Consider the following 19,578-nt stretch of genomic DNA (forward strand, 5'->3'; position numbering starts at 1 on the left):
CTGTCACATTTAGACCGTATCGTCGGGGCGATCGGTGTGCTGGTCGTCAGTTTCGGCGTCTGCATGGTCAGGTGTGTTTTCGTCGGTTTCTGTCGCCTTCGCCGCGCTCTTTGCTTGCTCTTCTTCGGGGTCGAACGTCACCATGCCAAGCCCGGAGGTGTACTCGTAGGTGTGCCACTCGGGGATGACGAGCACGCCGTTCATCTTGCGGATGCGAATCTGCTTTAACAGCGTTTCTGGGACGAGTTTTTCGGTGAGCCGCAGGTCGATAACGCCATCGACGGCGTACGCCAAGTCGTGGGGGAACAGCGATTCCTCGGTGACGACCGTCGCTCCGGCGTAGACGGGGACGAACCGGCCTTTGCAAACGTCTGCGCGAATCGTGCGGACGAACTCGTAGGCTCTGACGGGTTGGACGAGCGCACCGAACTCGGTGAGCGAGTCGATGAGCACAAGCCCCGAGTCCACGAGGTTGTGGTTTTCGAGGCAGTTGTCGAGTTTGTTCGTCACCTCGTCTATGTCCGTCGGGTCGCGGATGGTCGTCGTCGCGTTCTCTGCGACGCGGTGGAGGTGTTGGTTCCACTCGTTCATACGCTCGTACATCCGACTTCGCGTCGAGAGCCGGTAGGTGAAACAGTCGAGAATGTGGAGTTGGTCGCGCTCTAAGTAGGGCAGGACGTTCCACTCGAAAGTGAGAAACTGTTGGACAATCGAGCCGGGCGGTTCCTGAAAGCTCACGATAATCGCGGATTCGTCCCGTTGGAGGGTGCGCCAGATGAGTTCGGCCTGCAACGCGCGGTCACGGGTGCCCGCAGGCCCCGACAGAAGGACGAAAGCGTTGCGTGGTGCGCCCTGTGGAAGGCTGGTGTTGAGTGCAGACACGCCGGGGTCGAACCACATGAAGCCGTGAGATTCGGTGAAGACGTACGCGCTCTTTTCGAGCGCCTCACGACACGCCTGAGAGCAAAATTGGTACTCAGACTCCTCAACACTGGCCACGACCGGTGTCTCCGGGATGAGATGGCGGCAGAAATCACACCGCGGCTCCTGCCCCTCAGCATGCCCAGTGGTATCATCTACCATGACAATCCTACGGAGCGAGGCGACAAGAACCAACCGGGTCAGGGATTTAATGTATCTCCATGCGAACTGAGGGCTATGGACGTGCGGGATGCCGTCGAAGACGATGCAGGCACACTGGCAGAAATGACCGGTTCGCCAAGCGATGTCATGCGGAACCTGATTCACGACCGCAGTGTGCGCGTCGCAGAGGACGAAGGCGACATCATCGGGTTCGTGAGCTTCGACGCAGAACAACAAACCGTGTACGTCACCCAACTCTCGGGTGAAATGACCGTCGCAAAACGATTGCTCGACGAACCGCTCAGATTCGCGACCAAAGAGCAGATGAGCGTCGAACTCCTCGTGCCGGAAGACCAAAACCCGATTCTTGATGCCGCAGACAGCGTCGGGTTCAGCCGCGTTGGGAGGGGACCACGATTCGATTCAGTGCCGACGGTCAAGTTTCGCAAAGACCCTAATTGAACGAGCGAATCGTCATTTCGAGCGTGTCTAAGTCGACGATAGGCGCGAAGCCGGAGTCCGGGTTGATGTTCACACTTTTCTGGAAATCCGTCTGTGCCTGCCAACAGCCGCTGTTGAGCGCAAGCACGTTGTGGTACATTCCGTAGCCGAGTTTGTGGACGTGACCGGTGTGGAAGATGTCCGGGACCTCGTCGATGACGAGATAGTCCTTCTCTTCGGGTGCAACCCGCGTGTGACCGCCGTACTGTGGCGCGACGTGGCGCTTTTTCAGGAGTTGGTACATCGCCTTGTGTGGCTCTTCGTAGCTGGCTTTGTCCGCGGGAAGCTCTGCGATGACCTCGTCGAGTGACACGCCGTGGTACATCAACACGGACACGCCTTCGAGCGTGACGACGGAGGGGTTCGACGCAATCTGTGCGTCGTGGGCGGTCATTATATCTCTGAGTTCGTCGGAAAACCCGGGTTGGGGTTCTGCGAGGCGCACCGCGTCGTGATTGCCCGGAATCATCACGATTTCCATGTCGCCGGGCACCTCCTTCAGGTACTCAGAGAACTCCTCGTACTGGTCGTAGATGTCGATGATGGTGAGTTCTTCGTCCTGATTCGGGTAGATGCCGACGCCCTCCACCATGTCGCCCGCGATACACAGATACTCGACGTGTTCTGCCTCCTCGGTGTGGAGCCAATGGGCGAAATCACTCCACGCGTCGGCCATGAACTCCTGGCTGCCGACGTGCACGTCGCTGATGAGCGCCGCCTGTACGTGGCGGTCTGCGGTCGAGGGCTTGTGGGTGCGCGGGATGTCCGGGAAGTAGAGCGATTCGACAAACAAGATACCTGCGTCGTCAGAGAGCGTTCCGTCCACGGCGATGACTTCGTCGAGTAAAATCTCGTTGACGAGGTCTGCGAGCGGTCGGTCTTTCATCACGAGACACGGGAACACGCCGTTCGTGTCCTCAAGTTCGATTATCCAGTGGCCGTTGGCGGTCGAACGCACGTCACTGACCATCCCGATGATGCCCGCCTCACTGTTTCCGGGCATGGACTTGAGCGCGCGCGTCGTGCGGTGGTTCACGCGCGAGCGGAGTTTTGCAGACAGCCGCTCGTAACGGTCGCGAAACACGGCGACGAAGTCCTCATATCGCCCCGTTCCGGTGCTCTCGCCGGTCATATCGTTCGCAATCTGAAGCGAGCGAAGCGAGTGGTCGACCGTCCGCTCGAACGCTTCGGGCGCGGTTTCAACTGGAGTCGAATCCGGGACACTATCGACCGCAGTCTGTACATCTGCAGTGGAAGCAGAGGGGTCACTCTGGTCGAGAACAGCCCGGACGTGGGCGGCGGTGAGTTTGAGCGCATCCGCAGGGAGCGTATCGAGCGCAAGAGTGAGCGTGCGCGTCGGGTCGGCCGAACTCGCGATGAGGGTGACCGCTTCGCGTTCAGCGTTGTATCCCCGGCTGACGAGTTCGCTGACGACGCGGGCGTCGCTCTCTAAAGGCACATCTGTCTGTCTTCGGGGAGTGCCAAAAGTATAGCGAACCACTAGCGGGTCAAAGCCAAACGTTGAAACGACCACCCTGCGAACGACCGCTAATGAGTGTCCCGGGTGACCGACCCGACGAAGAGCCGTCCGGAGTCGTCGGATGGCTTCGATGGCTTGCAACCACCGACCACGAGGGGGTTGCCTACGCCCGCGAACTGCTCGTGAGCGTGGGCGCAGTCGTCCTCGTCGGGCTCATCTTGTTCGCCGTGAGCGGCATCTGGCCGCCGATGGTCGCCGTCGAAAGTGGCAGTATGGAGCCCAACATGATGACGGGCGACCTCGTGTTCGTGATGGAAGAACACCGCTTTGCGGCGGGTGAAGCCTACGACGAAACGGGGGTTGTGACCAACGCCATCGGCGCACACACGGAGTACGTCAAATTCAACAACTACGGCGACGTCATCGTGTTCCAGCCCAACGGCAACAGCGGAACGACCCCGATTATCCACCGGGCGATGTTCCACGTAAACGAGAGCGAAAACTGGTACACCAAGGCGAACCCCGACTACATCCAAGGGGCACAAAACTGCGAGCAACTCGCCCACTGCCCCGCCCCGAACGACGGCTTCGTCACGAAAGGCGACGCAAACAGCATCTACGACCAAGTCGGCAACCAGAACCCCGTCCGCCCGTCGTGGGTGATTGGCACCGCGGAGTTCCGCATCCCGATTCTCGGCAACATCCGGCTGTGGGTCTCAGAGACGTTCTCGCTGTTCGGCGGGATGGTTGCATTCGGACGGCCACGGCTGTTCGCCTGAGCAGTCTGTAAAACCCGTTTTTGCTTCGGACTCGCTTGCTTAGTTATCGAACCGCGCTTGGACGAACGGTTGGACGTCGCCAATCTCGCTGAGGCGTGAATCTGAGAGGAGGACGGCTTCTGTCTCGTCGATTGGCACAGACAAGCTGATTTCTTTCGTGCGCCCGTAGCGCCCCTTGCTCACGACGACGGCGTTTACGATGCCGAGCATGTCGAGTTCGCTGATGAGGTCGGTGACGCGGCGCTGGGTGAGGATGTCGGCGTCGATTTCGCCACACAGGCGCTTGTAGATGTTGTACACCTCGCCCGTGTTGATGTTGTGGACGCCGTTTTTCTCGAGCATGATAGTCGAGAAGAGTACGAGTTTCGACTGCGTTGGAAGGGTGCGGACGACTTCGACCACGCGGTCGAGTTCGATTTTGTCCTGTGCCTTGCGGACGTGTTTCTCCTCGACGCGGTCTATCTGGTCGCGCTCTGCGAGTTCGCCCGCCGTCCGAAGCAGGTCGAGCGCGCGGCGTGCGTCACCGTGTTCCTGGGCGGCGAACGCCGCACACAGTGGAATCACGTCGTCAGAAAGTGAGTCGGGCTTGAACGACACGTCCGCCCGGTGTTGGAGGATGTCGCGCAGTTGATTCGCGTCGTACGGCGGGAAGACGATTTCTTCTTCGCCAAGCGAGGATTTCACGCGCGGGTCGAGGAAGTCGGTGAACTTGAGGTCGTTCGAGATGCCGATGATCGAGATGCGGGAGTTGTCGAGTTCCGAGTTCATCCGCGAGAGATTATAGAGGGTGTCATCGCCGGATTTCTCGACGAGTTTGTCGATTTCGTCGAGCATGATGACGACGACGCGCTCGTTGTAATCGACGGCTTCGAAGAAGGTGGTGTAGACGCGGTCGGTTGGCCACCCGGTCATCGGCACGGGTTCGAACGACGCGAGGTCGTCTTCGAGTACCGACAGGCGCTCGTCGAGCGCGTCAAGCGAGGCAAACCGAGTCTCTTCGAGTGCCGCAGAGTCATCGGCCGCGCGCTCGCGCAACGACTCCAGACGGTCGAGTTTGTCTTCGATGACCTGCTCGTTTTTCTCGATGAACTTGTTCGCGAGCTGCGCGAGCACGCGATACTGGGTGTCGGTCACCTCGCAGTTGATGTACTCGACCTCACACGGCACTTCGTACTTCTGTGAGGTGGTTTCGAGTTCTTTCGAGACGAACTTCGCACTCGCCGTCTTGCCGGTCCCGGTCTTGCCGTAGATGAGGATGTTAGACGGCGTCTCCCCGCGCAGTGCGGCGACGAGAATCGTCGCCATGTTGTTGATTTGCTCTACGCGGTGGGGGAGTTTGTGCGGCGTGTACGACGGGCGGAGCACCTCCTTGTTCTCGAAGATTGGCTCACCGCTCAAGAGGTCGTCAAACAGCCCTTGTGACGCCTCTTCCGGGTCTTCGAGGCCGTGGTCGTCTAAGACGACGTCGTCTAAATCCACGTCGAACTCTCGACTGGTGTCTGTGTCGTCAGTACCGCCATCCGTGTGTGTTTCGTCAGGTGCCATCGATTATCTCCCCTATCTTTCGGGTGGAACTGATACGACGGCCCGGGAGAGAAGCCCGCAGCCGCCCTAGAGACGCCTTTCCGGCGAGTAGATTCGTGTTCGCACGTCCACTTGATGCAGACGAACCAGAGGTAGAATATCTATTAAAGGTTGTGCTTTGCGGAGGACTGAACTGGTGGAAATCGACGGAAATCGGCTGACAGCGCCCCACTCTGGATGGATTTTGGGTCGGCAGTGAATAGTGAGCCTGAAGGGTGGTGTTTCAACTCGAACGGCCCGCAATCAGTTGTGAGCCGCCGATCACCTGCCCGCGAGAGACGAGAACGAGTGAACTAGACGGGTGAGTGCCAACAGAATCGACGACCGAACGGTCCGGATGACACGCTCGAATAGGGTTTGGAGGGGAAACGAAGGTCGGGGTCGGAAACAGGTGAATATCTCCGGTTGGTCGTGGAGCGATGGATTTGTGCCCGAGTCAGTTGTGGTGAGCCGTTTCGACCGCGCACCCGAGATTCGACCACAGAAACAGCATGGTTCGACCGGAAACGGAGGGGTTGTTGTTGCAGTTTCTCTAGTGAGACTAGGTTGCACTAGAAGAGAAGGGGTTGAATGATGAAGTACTAGAAGAGAATCTAGGATAATCCGAGTGTTGTGAGTGTATGACATGGTCGATTCGAGGGCAGGCTAGTGGTTCGTCTGTGAGGGGTTCAGTGAAGATGTCACTGGAGATGGACGAGTGCTCAGCCGGGAAGGGATGCCCCCCACCCCTTTGTTTCCGGTGGAACGAGAAAAAGGAGGGGAGGGGGTCGAGCGGGAGCCTTTGTAAAGAGGTATCTTTATATGATAGATAGTTCAACCATAACCGTAGTAGAGAAAGTCGTGCTGTTTGTTGTGTTGGTGCTAGTGGAATTAACTGGAACTGACCAGTCCATCCTCACCCACTTGGGTCGCTCCACTCGAAACAAAGGGGTGGGGGGCTAGATTCCTGTCTTCGCTTCACTTCGACATCGGCTAACCGCTTGATTTGCTGGCTGAGAACGCTCTTTCCTCCACAATTCATATTCCCTATTCTCGCCCACTCCATTAACAATCGCTAGAAATCCGGTGCGCGACCCCGTCTAGTTCAGGTGGAGTCGCGTGTGTTGTGCCCCCGCACTGTCGTGAGTTACTCGACCCAGCTGTTTTTAGCGGCAAGTATTGCAGCCCCGCTCACTTCGCTCATGGCTCAACGACTGGTCAACAGTCAGTCAAAACAGAATTTAGACACATACTCGCCAGAACCCCCTTGTTTCGGGTGGAAACCCGCCTGAGCGGCGTATTCTCTCGATTCCGTGGCCATCGCGCCATCTCGTTTGGGACACCGAAACACCCTTGAGGCCACCGTCCGTCGATTGTCTATAAATCCAGACACATGTCTGACGCACGCTTAAGTGAGTTCAGAGTGCTTCTATGTTCAGAAGCACCCTTGACTACGATATATTCCGAGGGAGCGGGAGAATAGGATGGGATTATTTGCCGAATTACGAGATAGCATCTCACGAGTTACAGATAAGTTGTTCTCCGGCTCTGAGCCGAAACGCATTGGCATCTATGGGCCGCCAAACGCGGGCAAGACGACGCTCGCAAATCGCATCGCTCGCGATTGGACTGGCGACGCCATCGGGCCGGAGAGTCACATTCCACACGAAACGCGCCGCGCGCGGAGGAAAGAGAACGTCGAGATAAAGCGCAACGGGAAGTCCGTCACCATCGACATCGTGGACACGCCAGGTGTCACGACCAAGGTCGATTACAAGGAGTTCTTAGAGCACGACATGGAGAAAGACGACGCGGTTCGTCGCTCCCGCGAGGCCACCGAAGGCGTCGCAGAGGCCATGCACTGGCTGCGCGAAGACGTCGATGGCGTCATCTACGTCCTCGACAGTTCGACCGACCCGTTCACGCAGGTGAACACGATGCTGATTGGCATCATCGAGAGTCAGAAGCTCCCGGTGCTCATTCTCGCGAACAAGACGGACTTAGACGAATCGAACGTCCAGCGCATTCGCAATGCGTTCCCTCAACACGAGACAATCCCACTGTCGGCGCTTGAAGGAGAGAACATGGACGAAGTGTACGACAAGATTTCGGACTACTTCGGGTGATTAGGATGGCAGAAGCAACCAACAAAGACGGCGTGCAAATCGACCTGTTCAGCGGCGAGCGCATGGACAGGCTCACGAGCATGGAGAAAATTCGGACCATCTTAGATGGCGTCCATGCGGGCAATATTGTGATTCTCGAAGAGGGACTCTCACCTGCAGAGGAGTCAAAACTCATCGAAGTGACGATGACCGAGATCAGTCCGGATGAGTTCAACGGCATCGAAATCGAGACGTATCCGAAGCAGGATGCCTCCGACGGCAGCCTGTTAGACCGGCTCATGGGGCGGCGTTCGACGGCGAAGCTCACGGTCATTGGCCCAGCGAACCGCATCGAAACGCTGCACAAAGACGAGAGTCTCATCAGCGCCCTCGTCACTCGGCAATAATGCCACACCAGTGTACGGCCTGTGGCCACGAGTTCAGTGACGGCTCGAAGGAGATGCTCTCTGGCTGTCCAGACTGTGGCGGCAACAAGTTCCAGTTCTATCCGTCTGGCTCCGCGCCCGACCCGGCAGATCAGCCACCGGAACGCGAATCCTCGGTGACCGAATCGGTTGGGAAGGCGACCACGAAAGTGCGCGATTGGGTGCGCAGAGACGAAAAACCAGCCCCGGCTGCCGCCGCTTCGAGTGCACCTGAAGAGGAGGACATCATCGAAGCACCGGTCGAAACCGTCGATGACCGCGAAGACCGTGCCCAAGCAAGCGCACGCGGCGAGATGGTGACGCCGGATGAACTTCCCGAAAAACCACAGAAACCGCCCGCAGAGGGTCGTGTCGTTGGCAGTCCGAAAGAAGAGCGACCGTCGATGGAACAGCTCCGCGAGGAGCTAAACGACCAGTTCGAGAGCATCAAGATTCTCGAACCCGGCCAGTACGAACTCAACTTGATGGAACTGTACGACCGCGAGGAGTACATCATTGCGCTTCAAGAAAACGGCCGCTACATCATCGAAGTGCCAGAGACGTGGATTGGCGGGCGCGACGAAGACGAGACGTAATCGCGCGATTCCACCCGAAACCCTCCCCTTTTCTCCCATCTCGTTCTCGACTTCGCGTTGGTAGCCACGCATCCGACCGTTTCCTTCAGGCGCTCGCCGTCAGTCGTCGCCGCGAACTGAAGGTTTTAACCGCTCGCACGGAAACAGACGCGGTATGAGTCAGGCAACCAAGATTGTGGTCACGACCGTCGGCGTTTCAGCACTTCTTGCACTCGGTCTTATCGCGAGTCTCGCGCTTGCGTAATGTTCGACGCGCGTGATCTTTCCCGGGCGCTCGCGGACGTTCGTGACGAGTACGCCCCCGGAGCGGTGGTGCTTGAGTGCGAACAGGACTTCGAGATGCTCGCCCCCGACCAGGCAGAAAGCCTCGGCCTCCTCGTAGATTCGCTGTCGCCGACCAGCTATCCGAGCGAGTGGCTTCCCGACGACGCGCCCCACTTGCTCACCCAATACGCGAACACGACGTTCACCATCGGGATGCCGGGCGACGGCAGCGTCGTGTGGACGCGTCAAACCGAACCGCCGCTCGTGTTCGTGAAAGCGCGCACGCAGGGGTCGCCCGAGGCGTTCATCGACTTCCTCATCGCCGAAGCGTTCGTCGAACTCAGCACGGGCGAGCCAGAGCACTTCCTGCCGTTTTTCGGTGAATCCTACCGCGACCTCGACGCTGCGCTCGACCTCGGCCCCGTCGATACCTACCAGATTGCCGCAGCGTTGTACGATGCGTATCTCGGATTGCAGACGCGCGAGGTGTTCGTCTCGTGGGAAAATACCCATCCCGAGTTGTTCGACGCGTGGGAAGACGCCGGCGAACGAATGGAACCTCGCCTGTCGGGACTCTCCCGTGAGGTGGCACTTGGAAAAACGGAGTTCGCGGCGGCGACCGAATACGCCTGTAGCGCGGTGAAACATGGGCTCTCGCTTCCCGCACCGTTTGGCGCGTTGGATACGCAGGCCTACCGCGAACACGGTGCGCCCTACGCGGTCAAGTGGGCTGAAAAAACGATTGCGCGACTGCGTGAAGACTGAGTTAGAACTCGCCTTCGACGTTGCCGTTTTCGTCGAGCGTGATGATGCCGTCGAACAGGTCGCAGTACGCGGTGACCACGTCTTGGTCGTGGACTTCTTCTGCGAGGTGGAACAGGCCCACAGCGTCGTGTTCTTTGAGGAGTTCGAGGAGTTCTTTGACCGCCTCGCGGGCGCGGTCGTCGTCGGCGTAGTAAGCCATCTCGGTGACCGAATCGACGCTCACGCGGAGTTTGTTGCCGTCGTGGCGCTCTAAGAACTTGCGGGTTTCGCGGACGATGCCGTCCAAATCGTCGGGCGAGGAGACGTAGTGGATGCCCTTCCCGCTGCGTCGAGAGTAGCCGCGTTCGATGGAGAGTGCGTCTAGAATCTCAGTTTTCCCGCGGTCAACGCCGTAGTATTCGAGTTTCTGCTCGACTTCGCGGGCGGTGGTGCGCGTCGAGATGACGAGGATGTAGTCGGTGTCGGTGTTCAGAAAGTCGGTGTCGATGCGGTCTGTTTCACCCGTGCTCGGGTGCAAAAGCAGGAGTCCTGTGCCGCCCGGGATGGAATTTGGCGTGTTTTCGACTGCAAGGGCGTAATCCATATCGCCAAAAAGCAACCGGCGATACCTTAAGCCTGCGGGTGTGGCTGACCTGTCGCTTAGAACACACTGTCTGCGGTCGCCGCGCCGACGACGCTGAAAATTGCGCCGACGGAGATGGCTTTTGCCGTCACTTCGTAGCGCGCGTTCACGGCGAGGTCGGAGAGGAACGTCTGTGGGGCGGCAAACGCCATGGCGAGAATGATGACCGACCCGAAGGCAACGAGCATGAGCGAGAGGAATCGAATCGGAATTCCCGCCACGTCCGCCTCGCGGTCCGGGTCGCGGCCGTCGTCTGCTTTGTACAGCGCGCCGTAGCCAATCGCAAAGACGAGCGAGAGCGTCACGAGGCCGTGCCAAATCGTCATATTTCTCGCAAGCACCCAGACCTCTTCGGTGACGACGAACGGGCCTGCGAGCAGGAATCCGCCCACCAGTTGCTGCGCCGAATCAGCGAGGGCGTACCGGCGCGTTCTCCCGACCATATTCTCTCTCGGCGTCGAAGCCGGTTAAACGCCCGGGCATCACGTCGAATCCGTTTAGGTTCCCCGCTTCATTTGTCGTCGTATGAGCATTCGCCAAGAGTTCGACGCCTGGGCCACAGACGGCCGCGACAAAGGGATGGAAGACCGCCACTGGCACACGGCGAAACACGCCCTCGCCCGCATGCCAGTCGAGCCGGGCGACACGATCCTTGACCTCGGGACGGGCAGCGGCTATGCCGTGCGCGCTCTGCGGGAGACGAAAGGCGCGGGTCGCACCTACGGCCTTGACGGCTCGCCCGAGATGGCCCGAAACGCCCGCAGCTACACCGATTCGCTCGAATCTGGGTACGTCGTTGGCGATTTCGACGACCTCCCGTTTGCCGACAACAGCGTCGACCACGTCTGGACGATGGAGGCGTTCTACTACGCGAAAGACCCCCATAACACCCTCCGCGAGGTCGCCCGCGTGCTCAAACCCGGCGGGACGTTCTACTGTGCGGTGAACTACTACGAAGAGAACGTCCACTCGCACCACTGGCAGGACAACATCGCAGTCGAGATGACCCGCTGGACGCGCGACCAGTACCGCGCGGCCTTCCGCGAGGCGGGCCTGTTCGTCGCAGCACAAGACCACATCGGTGACTTCGACATCGAAATTCCCGACGAAGACGCCTTCCCCTACGAGGGATTCGATACCCGCGCGGACATGGTCGAACGCTACCGCGAACTCGGGACGCTCCTGACCGTTGGCGTCGCCCACTGACCTCGATAAATCGGCCGCATCACCTGGCTTAACCCCTTCATTTCGACTGCAAATCTGCCGCTACATGTGCGTACACACCCGGTGTGCGCTCTCGATTTATACCTAGTATTTTATTACTTGCCGACTGACTGTTGCTGTGTCACACAGCGGCCAGCGCCAGTACGTTCTCGCCGGGTTAGTTACGTTCATCGCGTTGCTCGCCGCGGTTTTGCTCGCGGACGTCGTCGCCACGGTGTTCTTCGCCATCACGGTCGCCTACGTCCTGTTTCCCCTCCGCGAACGGCTCGTCACCCACCACCTCAAACCACGCTACGCGAGCGCCCTTGCAACGGTTATCGCCTTTTTGAGCCTCGTTGGCGTGCTCGCACCGATTGGCATCGTCATCTACCTCCGTCGCCTCCAACTCGCTGAGTTCATCCAGAACCTCCCGCCCGAAATCGTGCTTCGATACAGCGAGTTTTTCTACGTCATTCGCACCGAAGATGCGATTCTCTATGCGAACAACACGCTGACTCACCTCGCCATCACTGGGGTTCAAGCCGCGCCGGTGCTCGCGCTCAAAGCCGCGCTGTTCACCTTTCTCGTGTTCGCCATCCTCCTCCAGCCACGCGGCGTCGCGGCCGCCATCTTCCGCCCGATTCCGCCCGCGTATCACGACATCGTCATCGCGCTCCACGAGCGCATCCGCGACACGCTGTTTGCGATTTACATCTTACAGGGGGCGACTGCGCTCGGGACGTTCGTCCTCGCGCTCATCGTGTTTTTCCTCCTCGGCTACGAGTCGTTTTTCGCTCTCGCCGTCATCGCGGGTATCTTCCAATTCATCCCCATCGTCGGCCCGAGCGTGTTGGTGGTGGCACTCACTGCCTATCAGGTGAGCATTGGCGATGTGAACGCGGCCCTTGCCGTGTTCGCGCTTGGCCTCATCGTTATCGCGTTCGTCCCCGACGCGCTCATTCGCCCGCGGCTTGCAGAGCGAACCGCAGACCTGCCGGGAAGCCTCTACTTCATCGGGTTCGTCGGTGGCATCCTCAGCGTGGGTGTGATGGGCTTCATCGCCGGGCCGCTCGTCATCGCGGTGTTCGTCGAGGCAATCGACTTGCTCTCAGACCGGCAGATGCGACAGGGGTCGCTGTTTTAGCTGTCCGATTCGATTTCCATGCCGCGCGCTTCCCACTCGGTGAGGCTTCCTTCGTAAAACGAGAGGTCGGTGAAGCCAAGCCATGTGAGGACGAGATAGGTGTGGCTGATGCGCCGGGCGGTGTTGCAGTAGAGGATGACCGGCTTTTCGGGGACGATGCCTTTCGCTTCGAGTATCTCGGTCGCTGTTTCGGGCGCGACGATGCCGCGGGTCTCGTCGTCTACCAGCTCACGCCAGTCGAGTTGCACCGCGCCTTCGATGTGGCCCTCTTCGTACTCCCACTGCTCGCGCGTGTCGATGATGACGGTGTCGGTGCCGATGGCGGCGGCCACCTCGTCTGCGTCAATCAGTGGTCGGTCGTCGGGGATGGTCGCCTCGTAGTCGCTCGGCGTTGGCTCGCTCGTCTCGCTCGTCGTCTCGTAGTCGAGTTGCCACGCGCTGAAGTCGCCAGAGAGGAGGTGGAGCTTTGCGGGGTCGTGGCCGTAGAGTGCTGCGGTCACGAGAAACCGGGCGGCGAACACGCCGTGGGTGTCGTCGTAGGCGACAATGTGGTCATCGCGGGAGATACCTGCGTCCTGCATGAGTTTTGAAAACGTTTCCGCGCCGGGAAGCATGCCTTCGTCGCCGCCGTCTTCGTCGCGGAAACTGTCGTAGGGGATGTTCACGGCTCCGGGGAGGTGGCCAATCCCGCCGAACTCCCACGCGTCGCGTACGTCCACGAGGTCTACGTCGGCCAGTCGTTCGGCAACCCACGCCGCCGAAACGATGGTTTCGTCCATACAGAATGGCATGCGGGGCCACGCTTTAACCTTCGTCCTGCGCGTGAATTACCCGCGAGTTCGGAGTTGCGGAGAATGTTGCAACAGGGACGGCGATTGACTCTAACGGCCTCTGTGAGACTGTGTTTGGCGGTGGAACACCAGTACCGCGCCGAACGCCACGAGCGCACAGCCCACACCGAGGCTGAGAACGTTCTGACTGAGGCCGTAGTATCCCGGAACGGCGAGCAGTTGTGCCGCCCCAAATAAGACGGAGCCACTCCCACCGACGTTCCGAGCGCGCATAAATAATACTTCATTTATACTATTGTAAAAATACCGTTTTCACCACCGTCGCTGCGGGTGGTCTTTGCTCGCGTGAAATCTGACACCTCTGCAATACCAGAACGTGTTACCGCGACTTCCGACTTCTGTGGGGACGTGCCTTATTGACCAATCCTGTAGAGACGCAGGCTTACGCTCTTGCCCACCGGTTTTTCGCGTGCTGTGTCGCGTCACGTATGTCGGTAATATTTGTTGGGACGCGTGAGGAGGGGCCGGACCTGCCTTAAGTGGTACTACTATGTGTGTCGCTCGCCTAGGTGTAAGCGCACTCATGAGCGATTACGCAAAAGACGTCCTTGTCTCCGCAGACTGGGTGGAGAGCCACTTAGATGAGTTCCAGAGCGACGACCCTGCCTATCGACTGGTCGAGGTCGACGTAGACACGGAAGCCTACGAAGACGCCCACGCCCCGGGCGCGGTTGGCTTCAACTGGGAAACGCAGCTCCAAGACCAGGTCCAGCGAGACATCCTCGAAAAGGAAGACTTCGAGAGCCTGCTTGGGAGCCACGGCATCACCGAAGATACGACGGTCGTCCTCTACGGCGACAACTCGAACTGGTTCGCCGCCTACACCTACTGGCAGTTCAAGTACTACGGCCACGAAGACGTGCGCCTCCTGAACGGCGGCCGCGACTACTGGGTCGAAAACGACTACCCAACCACCGACGAAGTCCCCGAATACAGCGAGCAGACGTACACCGCGCGCGGTCCGTTCGAGGGCATCCGCGCCTACCGCACGGACGTAGAGAAGGCCATCGACCGCGGCGTTCCGCTCGTCGACGTTCGTAGCCCAGAAGAGTTCTCCGGCGAGATTCTCGCCCCACCAGGCCTCCAAGAGACCGCACAGCGCGGCGGCCACATCCCCGGCGCGTCGAACATCTCGTGGGCCGCGACGGTCACCGACGACGGCACGTTCAAGTCCGCAGACGAACTCCGCGAACTCTACGAGAGTCAGGGCATCAAAAACGACCAGGAGGTCGTCACCTACTGCCGTATTGGTGAGCGTTCCTCGATTGCGTGGTTCGCCCTCTCCGAACTCCTCGGCTACGACAGCGTCGTGAACTACGACGGTTCGTGGACCGAGTGGGGCAACCTCGTCGACGCCCCAATCGAGCGCGGCAACTAAGCGACAGACACTCCGTTTTTTCTGCTGATATTCGGCCACTGCGTGCGGTGCGGCCCGTTCTCCGCGACCGATGGATAAATCCGACGAGCAATCGTAGAGAATGCTATGACTCCGGAGGATTTCCTCGACACCGTCCGTGAGGAGAACAAGACGCCGCTGTCCCGGCTTGGCTCCTCGAAGGCGCTGTACGCCGACACCCACGGCGAACTCGACAAGATACCCGTCTTGAAAGCCGCCGCGACCGCGGAACTCGCCGCCGCAGAGACGTTCGAGGCGTGGGCCGACTCGGAGGAAGCCGACACCGCCCGCGCCGTCTTCGAGGCTGCCGCCGCGGACGAGTACGACCACTACGAGCAGGTCGTCGGGAAACTCGGCGACGAGGATGTCGGTGATCGCGTGCCAGCGATTCAGGACTATCTCCGCGATCTCGACGAGTCGATTCCTCGCCTCGGGGGCTTCTGTGGCCGCGTGCTCGCCGCCCGCGCCTCGAAAAAGCAGTTGGTCGGCTTCTTCGTCGGCAAGGCAGACCCAAAAACGTCGCAGTTGTTCCGCGACCTCGCGAGCGACTTAGACGACCAAGAGGAACAGGCGGTTGCCGCCCTCGGTGCCCTCTGTGAGACAGAGGAAGACTGGGCGCTCGCCCTTGACGCCGCGAGCGAGGCGCTGCAGGCGGCCTATGGCGAATACACCGACGCCCTCGAAAGCATGGGCGTGAACCCGAAACCGGTCTGCTGAACCTTCAGGCTCGGCAGAATACAGCTTCATTTTCCTCGCCGTCGTTTGAGCTAGTATGCCACACAACAACCATCATCGGTGTGCGCGCTGTGGCCGCGACTTCTCGAACCGCCTGCTGCTCGACGACCACGTCAAACGTCGCCATCCGCGCGAGGACGCGCTCTGGTGGGTGGCCGCAGAACGCCCGAACGACTTGCCGTTCGAGTACTGACACCTGCCGCTTCGTGAACGTTTTTTACGACACTCTGTGACACACCTACGTGTGAGTCTCTGGTCTGACCCGTCACGACGCCGTTGGCTGGTGTGGGGTACCCTCGCGGTCGCGTTCCTCCTCGTGAGTCTCTACCGGCTCTCAACTGCCGTGCTCGCAGAGGAATTGATGCGCGCGTTCGACACTACGGGCGCGAGCCTCGGAACCCTGCATGCCGCGTTTTTCTACATCTACGCGTCCCTGCAACTGCCGTCGGGCGTGCTCGTAGACCGCGCTGGCATCCGCAAGACGGCGACGATTGCCGTCCTCGTGATGAGCGTGGGCGCACTCTCGTTCGCGGTCGCTAACACCTACGCGCTTGCCTTCGTGAGCCGTGCGCTGCTCGGCCTCGGCGCGTCGGTCATCTACATCTCCATCCTCCGGTTTGTCGCAAACTGGTATCGGGCGACGGAGTTCGCCACGCTGAACGGCCTGACCGTCGGCTTTTCTGGCCTCGGCGGCATCCTCGCGACGACACCGCTCGCGCTCGCGGTCACAACCGTTGGCTGGCGCGAGACGGTCATGGCACTCGGTGGGCTTGGCTTTTTCCTCGCCATCGCAATCTATCTGCTCGCTCGCGACACCCCCAAACAGGCGGGGCTCGAACCAATCGACGGCGTCCCGTCCTCACCGTCGCTTTCGCTTTCTGACGTTGCATCGAATCTGAAAGGCGTTCTCAGCGAACGCGAAACGTGGCTCGCAGGCACGATGTTGTTCTGTGTCATCGGCGTCAATATCACGCTGCTTGGGCTGTGGGGCGTTCCATTCGTCGTCCAGCAGTACGGCGTCTCGGTCACGACTGCGTCCACCTACACCCTTCTCGGGAGCGTCGGGCTGGTCATCGGGCCGCCGACGTTCGGGTGGATATCCGACCGCCTCGAAAACCGGACGGCGATTCTCGTCGTTGCGGGGGTTGCCTACACGGCCATTATCGGCGTCGTTGTCGTGTTTGGCGCGCCACCACTCGCCTTCGTCGCGCTCATGTTCTTCCTGTTGGGCTTCCTCATGGGTGGCTTTGCAATTGCCTACACCGTCATCAAAGAACGTCACGACAGCGCCGCAAGTGGCGTTTCCACGGGGACGGTGAACACCATCGCGTACTCGGGTGCCGCGGTGTTTCCCACCGTGATGGGCATCGCCCTCGACGCCTACTGGACGGGCGAGACGGTTGCCGGGTCGCGCATCTACACGGACCTCGGCTACCGAGTGGCGTTCACCATCGCGATGGCAGCCGGGGCGATTTCCCTGCTCTGTGCCCTCTCGTTGCACGTTCGGAAACACGGCTGGTCGTCGCTCACGCTCTCGACAGGCGGCGTGCTCTGAGCGGGCACACAGGTCAAGTGGCTTGGGGCCCAACACCTGCCAATGAGTGATTCCGGCCCGCTTTCTCCCGACAAACCGGGAAAGGGGCGACCGTTTCGGGTGGACGCGCCGTTCGACCCCGCGGGTGACCAACCTGAGGCAATCGAGCAACTCGCGGCGGGCTTCCGCGAGGGGATGGACCGCCAGACCCTGCTCGGGGTGACCGGCTCTGGGAAGACCAACACCGTGAGCTGGGTCGTAGAAGAAATCCAGAAGCCGACGCTCGTCATCGCCCACAACAAGACGCTCGCCGCCCAGTTGTACGAGGAGTTCAAGAACCTCTTTCCGGACAACGCGGTGGAGTACTTCGTCTCCTACTACGACTACTACCAGCCCGAAGCGTACATCGAACAGACCGACACCTACATCGACAAAGACGCCTCCATCAACGAGGAAATCGACCGCTTGCGCCACTCTGCGACGCGCTCGCTGCTGACCCGCGACGACGTGATCGTCGTGGCCTCGGTCTCTGCGATTTACGGCCTCGGTGACCCGAATAACTACGAGTCGATGGCGCTGCGCTTAGAGGAGGGCCAGCAGTTAGACCGCGACGAGGTTCTCAAGCGACTGGTCGACCTGAACTACGACCGCAACGACGTCGACTTCACGAACGGGACGTTCCGGGTGCGCGGCGACACCCTCGAAGTGTTCCCGATGTACGGCCGCTACGCCGTTCGCATCGAGTTCTGGGGCGACGAAATCGACCGGATGCTGAAGGTCGATACGCTTGAGGGCGAGGTCAAGAGCACGGAACCGGCCGTCCTCATCCACCCCGCAGAGCACTACTCGATTCCCGAAGAGCGCTTAGAACAAGCAATCTCCGAAATCGAAGACCTCCTGGCAGACCGCATCAGCTACTTCCAGCGCAAGGGCGACCTCATCGCCGCCCAACGAATCGAAGAGCGCACCACCTTTGACCTAGAGATGATGCGCGAGACGGGCTACTGTTCTGGCATCGAGAACTACTCGGTGCATCTCGACAACCGCACCGTGGGCGACCCGCCGTACACGCTGCTCGACTACTTCCCCGACGACTTTCTGACGGTCATCGACGAATCGCACGTCACGCTCCCGCAAATCAAAGGCCAGTTCGCGGGTGATAAATCGCGTAAAGACTCGCTCGTCGGCAACGGCTTTCGGTTGCCAACGGCCTACGACAACCGTCCCCTGACGTTCGAGGAGTTCCAGGAGAAGACGGCAAAAACGCTGTTCGTGAGCGCGACGCCTGCGGATTACGAGCGCGAGCACTCAGACCAGATTGTCGAACAAATCGTTCGCCCGACCCACCTCGTGGACCCGAAGGTGGAGATTTCACCCGCCGAGGGGCAGGTCGAAGACCTGCTCAACCGCATCGCAGAGCGCACCGAACGCGACGAGCGCGTGCTCGTGACCACGCTCACGAAGCGGATGGCAGAAGACCTGACCGAGTACTTCGAGGAGGCGGGCGTCGCCGTCGAGTACATGCACGACGAGACAGACACGCTCGAACGCCACGAGTTGATTCGCGGGCTTCGCCTCGGAGAGTTCGACGTACTCGTTGGTATCAACCTCCTGCGCGAGGGCCTCGACATTCCCGAAGTCTCACTCGTCGCCGTCCTCGACGCAGACCAGCAGGGCTTCTTGCGGTCTTCGACCACACTCATCCAGACGATGGGGCGGGCCGCCCGCAACGTAAACGGCGAGGTCATCCTCTACGCCGATAACGTGACCGACGCGATGCGCACGGCCATCGACGAGACCCAGCGCCGCCGGGAGATTCAGACGCGCTTCAACGAAGACCACGGCTTCGAGCCGAAAACCATCGAGAAGGACGTGGGGAAGACGAGCCTGCCGGGAAGCAAGAAAAAACAGCGCAACGTCGCCCGCGTCACGCCCGAAACCGACGACGAAGCACTCGACCTCATCTTCGAACTCGAAGACCGGATGCAGGAGGCGGCGGACAATCTGGAGTTCGAGTTGGCGGCTGATATCCGCGACCGGATTCACAAACTCAGAAAGGAGTTCAACCTCGGTGCCGACGACGGCGTCCCCGCGCCCGGTGAAGTCTAGTTCAGCGTTTGGACCTCGTCGGTGAGGTCACTTGGCTCTGAGACCGGGCCGTTTACGAACAGTGCGTGGCCCATAATGCCGATTGCAGCAAGTCCCGCGAGCGTCACGCTCGTCGTGAGCGCCATCGTCGTGAGTACCCCGACACCGACGCCGAGGCTCATCGCCAGCGCGATTCCCACCAACACGAGGTCGTAGTACTGCCACGTGTAGCTCATGTCCGCGTGTCGCGTCTCGATTCATGAAAATGCTGGGGCTGTACAGGAGCACTTGCACTCACTTCCCCGAATAACAACTAAATTTGTATTAGTGAAACTAATATTGGAAAGGTTTAACCGTCCTGCCGGGGCACCACAGCATGCACGAACGTCGCGGCCGCTCACGGTTTCGAGCGGTGGTTAGCTCGCGCTCACGAGTGGTGACACT

General features: G+C 60.0%; 22 protein-coding genes. 14 read left to right on the forward strand and 8 right to left on the reverse strand.

Translation table 11 applies throughout. The features are described from left to right. Nucleotides 1-9: 9 nt before the first annotated feature. Nucleotides 10-1,083: an ATPase domain-containing protein gene (locus V5N13_RS08730; protein WP_336360454.1), complete on the reverse strand. Its 1,074-nt coding sequence runs from the start codon at nucleotides 1,081-1,083 to the stop codon at nucleotides 10-12. Between the two features lie 75 nt (nucleotides 1,084-1,158). Here V5N13_RS08730 and V5N13_RS08735 point away from each other — a divergent pair, with 75 nt between their 5' ends. After that, on the forward strand, nucleotides 1,159-1,545 hold the full coding sequence (locus tag V5N13_RS08735; protein WP_332897521.1) for a hypothetical protein: 387 nt from the start codon (nucleotides 1,159-1,161) through the stop codon (nucleotides 1,543-1,545). Here V5N13_RS08735 and V5N13_RS08740 read toward each other — a convergent pair. Continuing rightward, nucleotides 1,538-3,043 (reverse strand): DNA-directed DNA polymerase II small subunit, encoded by a 1,506-nt coding sequence (locus V5N13_RS08740; protein ID WP_336360455.1) that lies wholly within the window; start codon nucleotides 3,041-3,043, stop codon nucleotides 1,538-1,540. The genes V5N13_RS08735 and V5N13_RS08740 overlap by 8 nt on opposite strands. A gap of 92 nt (nucleotides 3,044-3,135) precedes the next feature. Between V5N13_RS08740 and V5N13_RS08745 the strand changes: the two genes are divergently transcribed. After that, nucleotides 3,136-3,843 (forward strand): S26 family signal peptidase, encoded by a 708-nt coding sequence (locus tag V5N13_RS08745; protein ID WP_332897523.1) that lies wholly within the window; start codon nucleotides 3,136-3,138, stop codon nucleotides 3,841-3,843. A 39-nt stretch (nucleotides 3,844-3,882) separates the two neighbouring features. On the opposite strand, the gene V5N13_RS08750 is transcribed toward V5N13_RS08745, so the two are convergent. Next, nucleotides 3,883-5,388 (reverse strand): Cdc6/Cdc18 family protein, encoded by a 1,506-nt coding sequence (locus V5N13_RS08750; RefSeq protein WP_332897524.1) that lies wholly within the window; start codon nucleotides 5,386-5,388, stop codon nucleotides 3,883-3,885. A gap of 1,502 nt (nucleotides 5,389-6,890) precedes the next feature. On the opposite strand from V5N13_RS08750, the gene V5N13_RS08755 reads away from it, so the two are divergent. The 5 genes from V5N13_RS08755 (at nucleotide 6,891) to V5N13_RS08770 (ending at nucleotide 9,561) form a co-directional block, all read left to right on the forward strand. Further along, nucleotides 6,891-7,532, forward strand: a complete 642-nt coding sequence (locus V5N13_RS08755; RefSeq protein ID WP_336360456.1) for an Era-like GTP-binding protein — start codon at nucleotides 6,891-6,893, stop codon at nucleotides 7,530-7,532. Nucleotides 7,533-7,537: 5 nt separating this feature from the next. After that, a complete protein-coding gene (locus tag V5N13_RS08760) occupies nucleotides 7,538-7,918 on the forward strand; it encodes a DUF2073 domain-containing protein (protein WP_332897526.1) in 381 nt (126 codons plus the stop codon). Then, nucleotides 7,918-8,532 (forward strand): OapC/ArvC family zinc-ribbon domain-containing protein, encoded by a 615-nt coding sequence (locus tag V5N13_RS08765; RefSeq protein ID WP_336360457.1) that lies wholly within the window; start codon nucleotides 7,918-7,920, stop codon nucleotides 8,530-8,532. The genes V5N13_RS08760 and V5N13_RS08765 overlap by 1 nt, the downstream gene beginning before the upstream one ends. A gap of 154 nt (nucleotides 8,533-8,686) precedes the next feature. Then, nucleotides 8,687-8,776, forward strand: coding sequence for a hypothetical protein (locus V5N13_RS17155; protein ID WP_442904921.1), 90 nt, complete (start codon nucleotides 8,687-8,689; stop codon nucleotides 8,774-8,776). Next, nucleotides 8,776-9,561 carry a DUF7089 family protein gene (locus V5N13_RS08770; RefSeq protein WP_336360458.1) on the forward strand — a complete coding sequence of 262 codons (786 nt, stop codon included), beginning with the start codon at nucleotides 8,776-8,778 and terminating at the stop codon, nucleotides 9,559-9,561. The genes V5N13_RS17155 and V5N13_RS08770 overlap by 1 nt, the downstream gene beginning before the upstream one ends. 1 nt (nucleotide 9,562) lies before the next feature. On the opposite strand, the gene V5N13_RS08775 is transcribed toward V5N13_RS08770, so the two are convergent. Next, a complete protein-coding gene (locus V5N13_RS08775) occupies nucleotides 9,563-10,144 on the reverse strand; it encodes a DUF7090 family protein (RefSeq protein WP_336360459.1) in 582 nt (193 codons plus the stop codon). 56 nt (nucleotides 10,145-10,200) lie between these two features. Beyond that, on the reverse strand, nucleotides 10,201-10,626 hold the full coding sequence (locus tag V5N13_RS08780; RefSeq protein WP_332897530.1) for a DUF2391 family protein: 426 nt from the start codon (nucleotides 10,624-10,626) through the stop codon (nucleotides 10,201-10,203). Between the two features lie 82 nt (nucleotides 10,627-10,708). Here V5N13_RS08780 and V5N13_RS08785 point away from each other — a divergent pair, with 82 nt between their 5' ends. Further along, on the forward strand, nucleotides 10,709-11,389 hold the full coding sequence (locus V5N13_RS08785; protein ID WP_336360460.1) for a class I SAM-dependent methyltransferase: 681 nt from the start codon (nucleotides 10,709-10,711) through the stop codon (nucleotides 11,387-11,389). Between the two features lie 136 nt (nucleotides 11,390-11,525). Then, on the forward strand, nucleotides 11,526-12,530 hold the full coding sequence (locus V5N13_RS08790; protein WP_336360461.1) for an AI-2E family transporter: 1,005 nt from the start codon (nucleotides 11,526-11,528) through the stop codon (nucleotides 12,528-12,530). On the opposite strand, the gene V5N13_RS08795 is transcribed toward V5N13_RS08790, so the two are convergent. Continuing rightward, nucleotides 12,527-13,309: a sulfurtransferase gene (locus V5N13_RS08795; protein ID WP_336360462.1), complete on the reverse strand. Its 783-nt coding sequence runs from the start codon at nucleotides 13,307-13,309 to the stop codon at nucleotides 12,527-12,529. The genes V5N13_RS08790 and V5N13_RS08795 overlap by 4 nt on opposite strands. A 102-nt stretch (nucleotides 13,310-13,411) precedes the next feature. Further along, the gene (locus V5N13_RS08800; RefSeq protein ID WP_336360463.1) at nucleotides 13,412-13,594 is read right to left on the reverse strand and encodes a hypothetical protein; all 183 of its coding nucleotides are present in this window, start codon (nucleotides 13,592-13,594) and stop codon (nucleotides 13,412-13,414) included. A gap of 310 nt (nucleotides 13,595-13,904) precedes the next feature. On the opposite strand from V5N13_RS08800, the gene V5N13_RS08805 reads away from it, so the two are divergent. The 5 genes from V5N13_RS08805 (at nucleotide 13,905) to uvrB (ending at nucleotide 19,155) form a co-directional block, all read left to right on the forward strand. After that, on the forward strand, nucleotides 13,905-14,759 hold the full coding sequence (locus V5N13_RS08805) for a sulfurtransferase (protein ID WP_336360464.1): 855 nt from the start codon (nucleotides 13,905-13,907) through the stop codon (nucleotides 14,757-14,759). A 105-nt stretch (nucleotides 14,760-14,864) separates the two neighbouring features. Further along, nucleotides 14,865-15,494: a rubrerythrin family protein gene (locus V5N13_RS08810; RefSeq protein ID WP_336360465.1), complete on the forward strand. Its 630-nt coding sequence runs from the start codon at nucleotides 14,865-14,867 to the stop codon at nucleotides 15,492-15,494. Between the two features lie 55 nt (nucleotides 15,495-15,549). Next, nucleotides 15,550-15,705, forward strand: a complete 156-nt coding sequence (locus V5N13_RS08815) for a hypothetical protein (protein WP_332897537.1) — start codon at nucleotides 15,550-15,552, stop codon at nucleotides 15,703-15,705. Nucleotides 15,706-15,756: 51 nt separating this feature from the next. Further along, entirely contained in the window at nucleotides 15,757-17,067 is a 1,311-nt protein-coding gene (locus V5N13_RS08820; protein ID WP_336360466.1) for an MFS transporter, read from the forward strand. A gap of 42 nt (nucleotides 17,068-17,109) precedes the next feature. Beyond that, nucleotides 17,110-19,155: an excinuclease ABC subunit UvrB gene (gene uvrB / locus V5N13_RS08825; RefSeq protein ID WP_336360467.1), complete on the forward strand. Its 2,046-nt coding sequence runs from the start codon at nucleotides 17,110-17,112 to the stop codon at nucleotides 19,153-19,155. Here the strand turns inward: uvrB and V5N13_RS08830 are convergent. Further along, nucleotides 19,152-19,370: a hypothetical protein gene (locus V5N13_RS08830; protein WP_332897540.1), complete on the reverse strand. Its 219-nt coding sequence runs from the start codon at nucleotides 19,368-19,370 to the stop codon at nucleotides 19,152-19,154. The two genes, uvrB and V5N13_RS08830, sit on opposite strands and share 4 nt — an antisense overlap. Nucleotides 19,371-19,578: the final 208 nt, after the last annotated feature.

The organism is Haladaptatus sp. ZSTT2, from assembly GCF_037081775.1.
In the GTDB taxonomy this organism is placed as follows: Archaea; Halobacteriota; Halobacteria; order Halobacteriales; family Halococcaceae; genus QDMS2.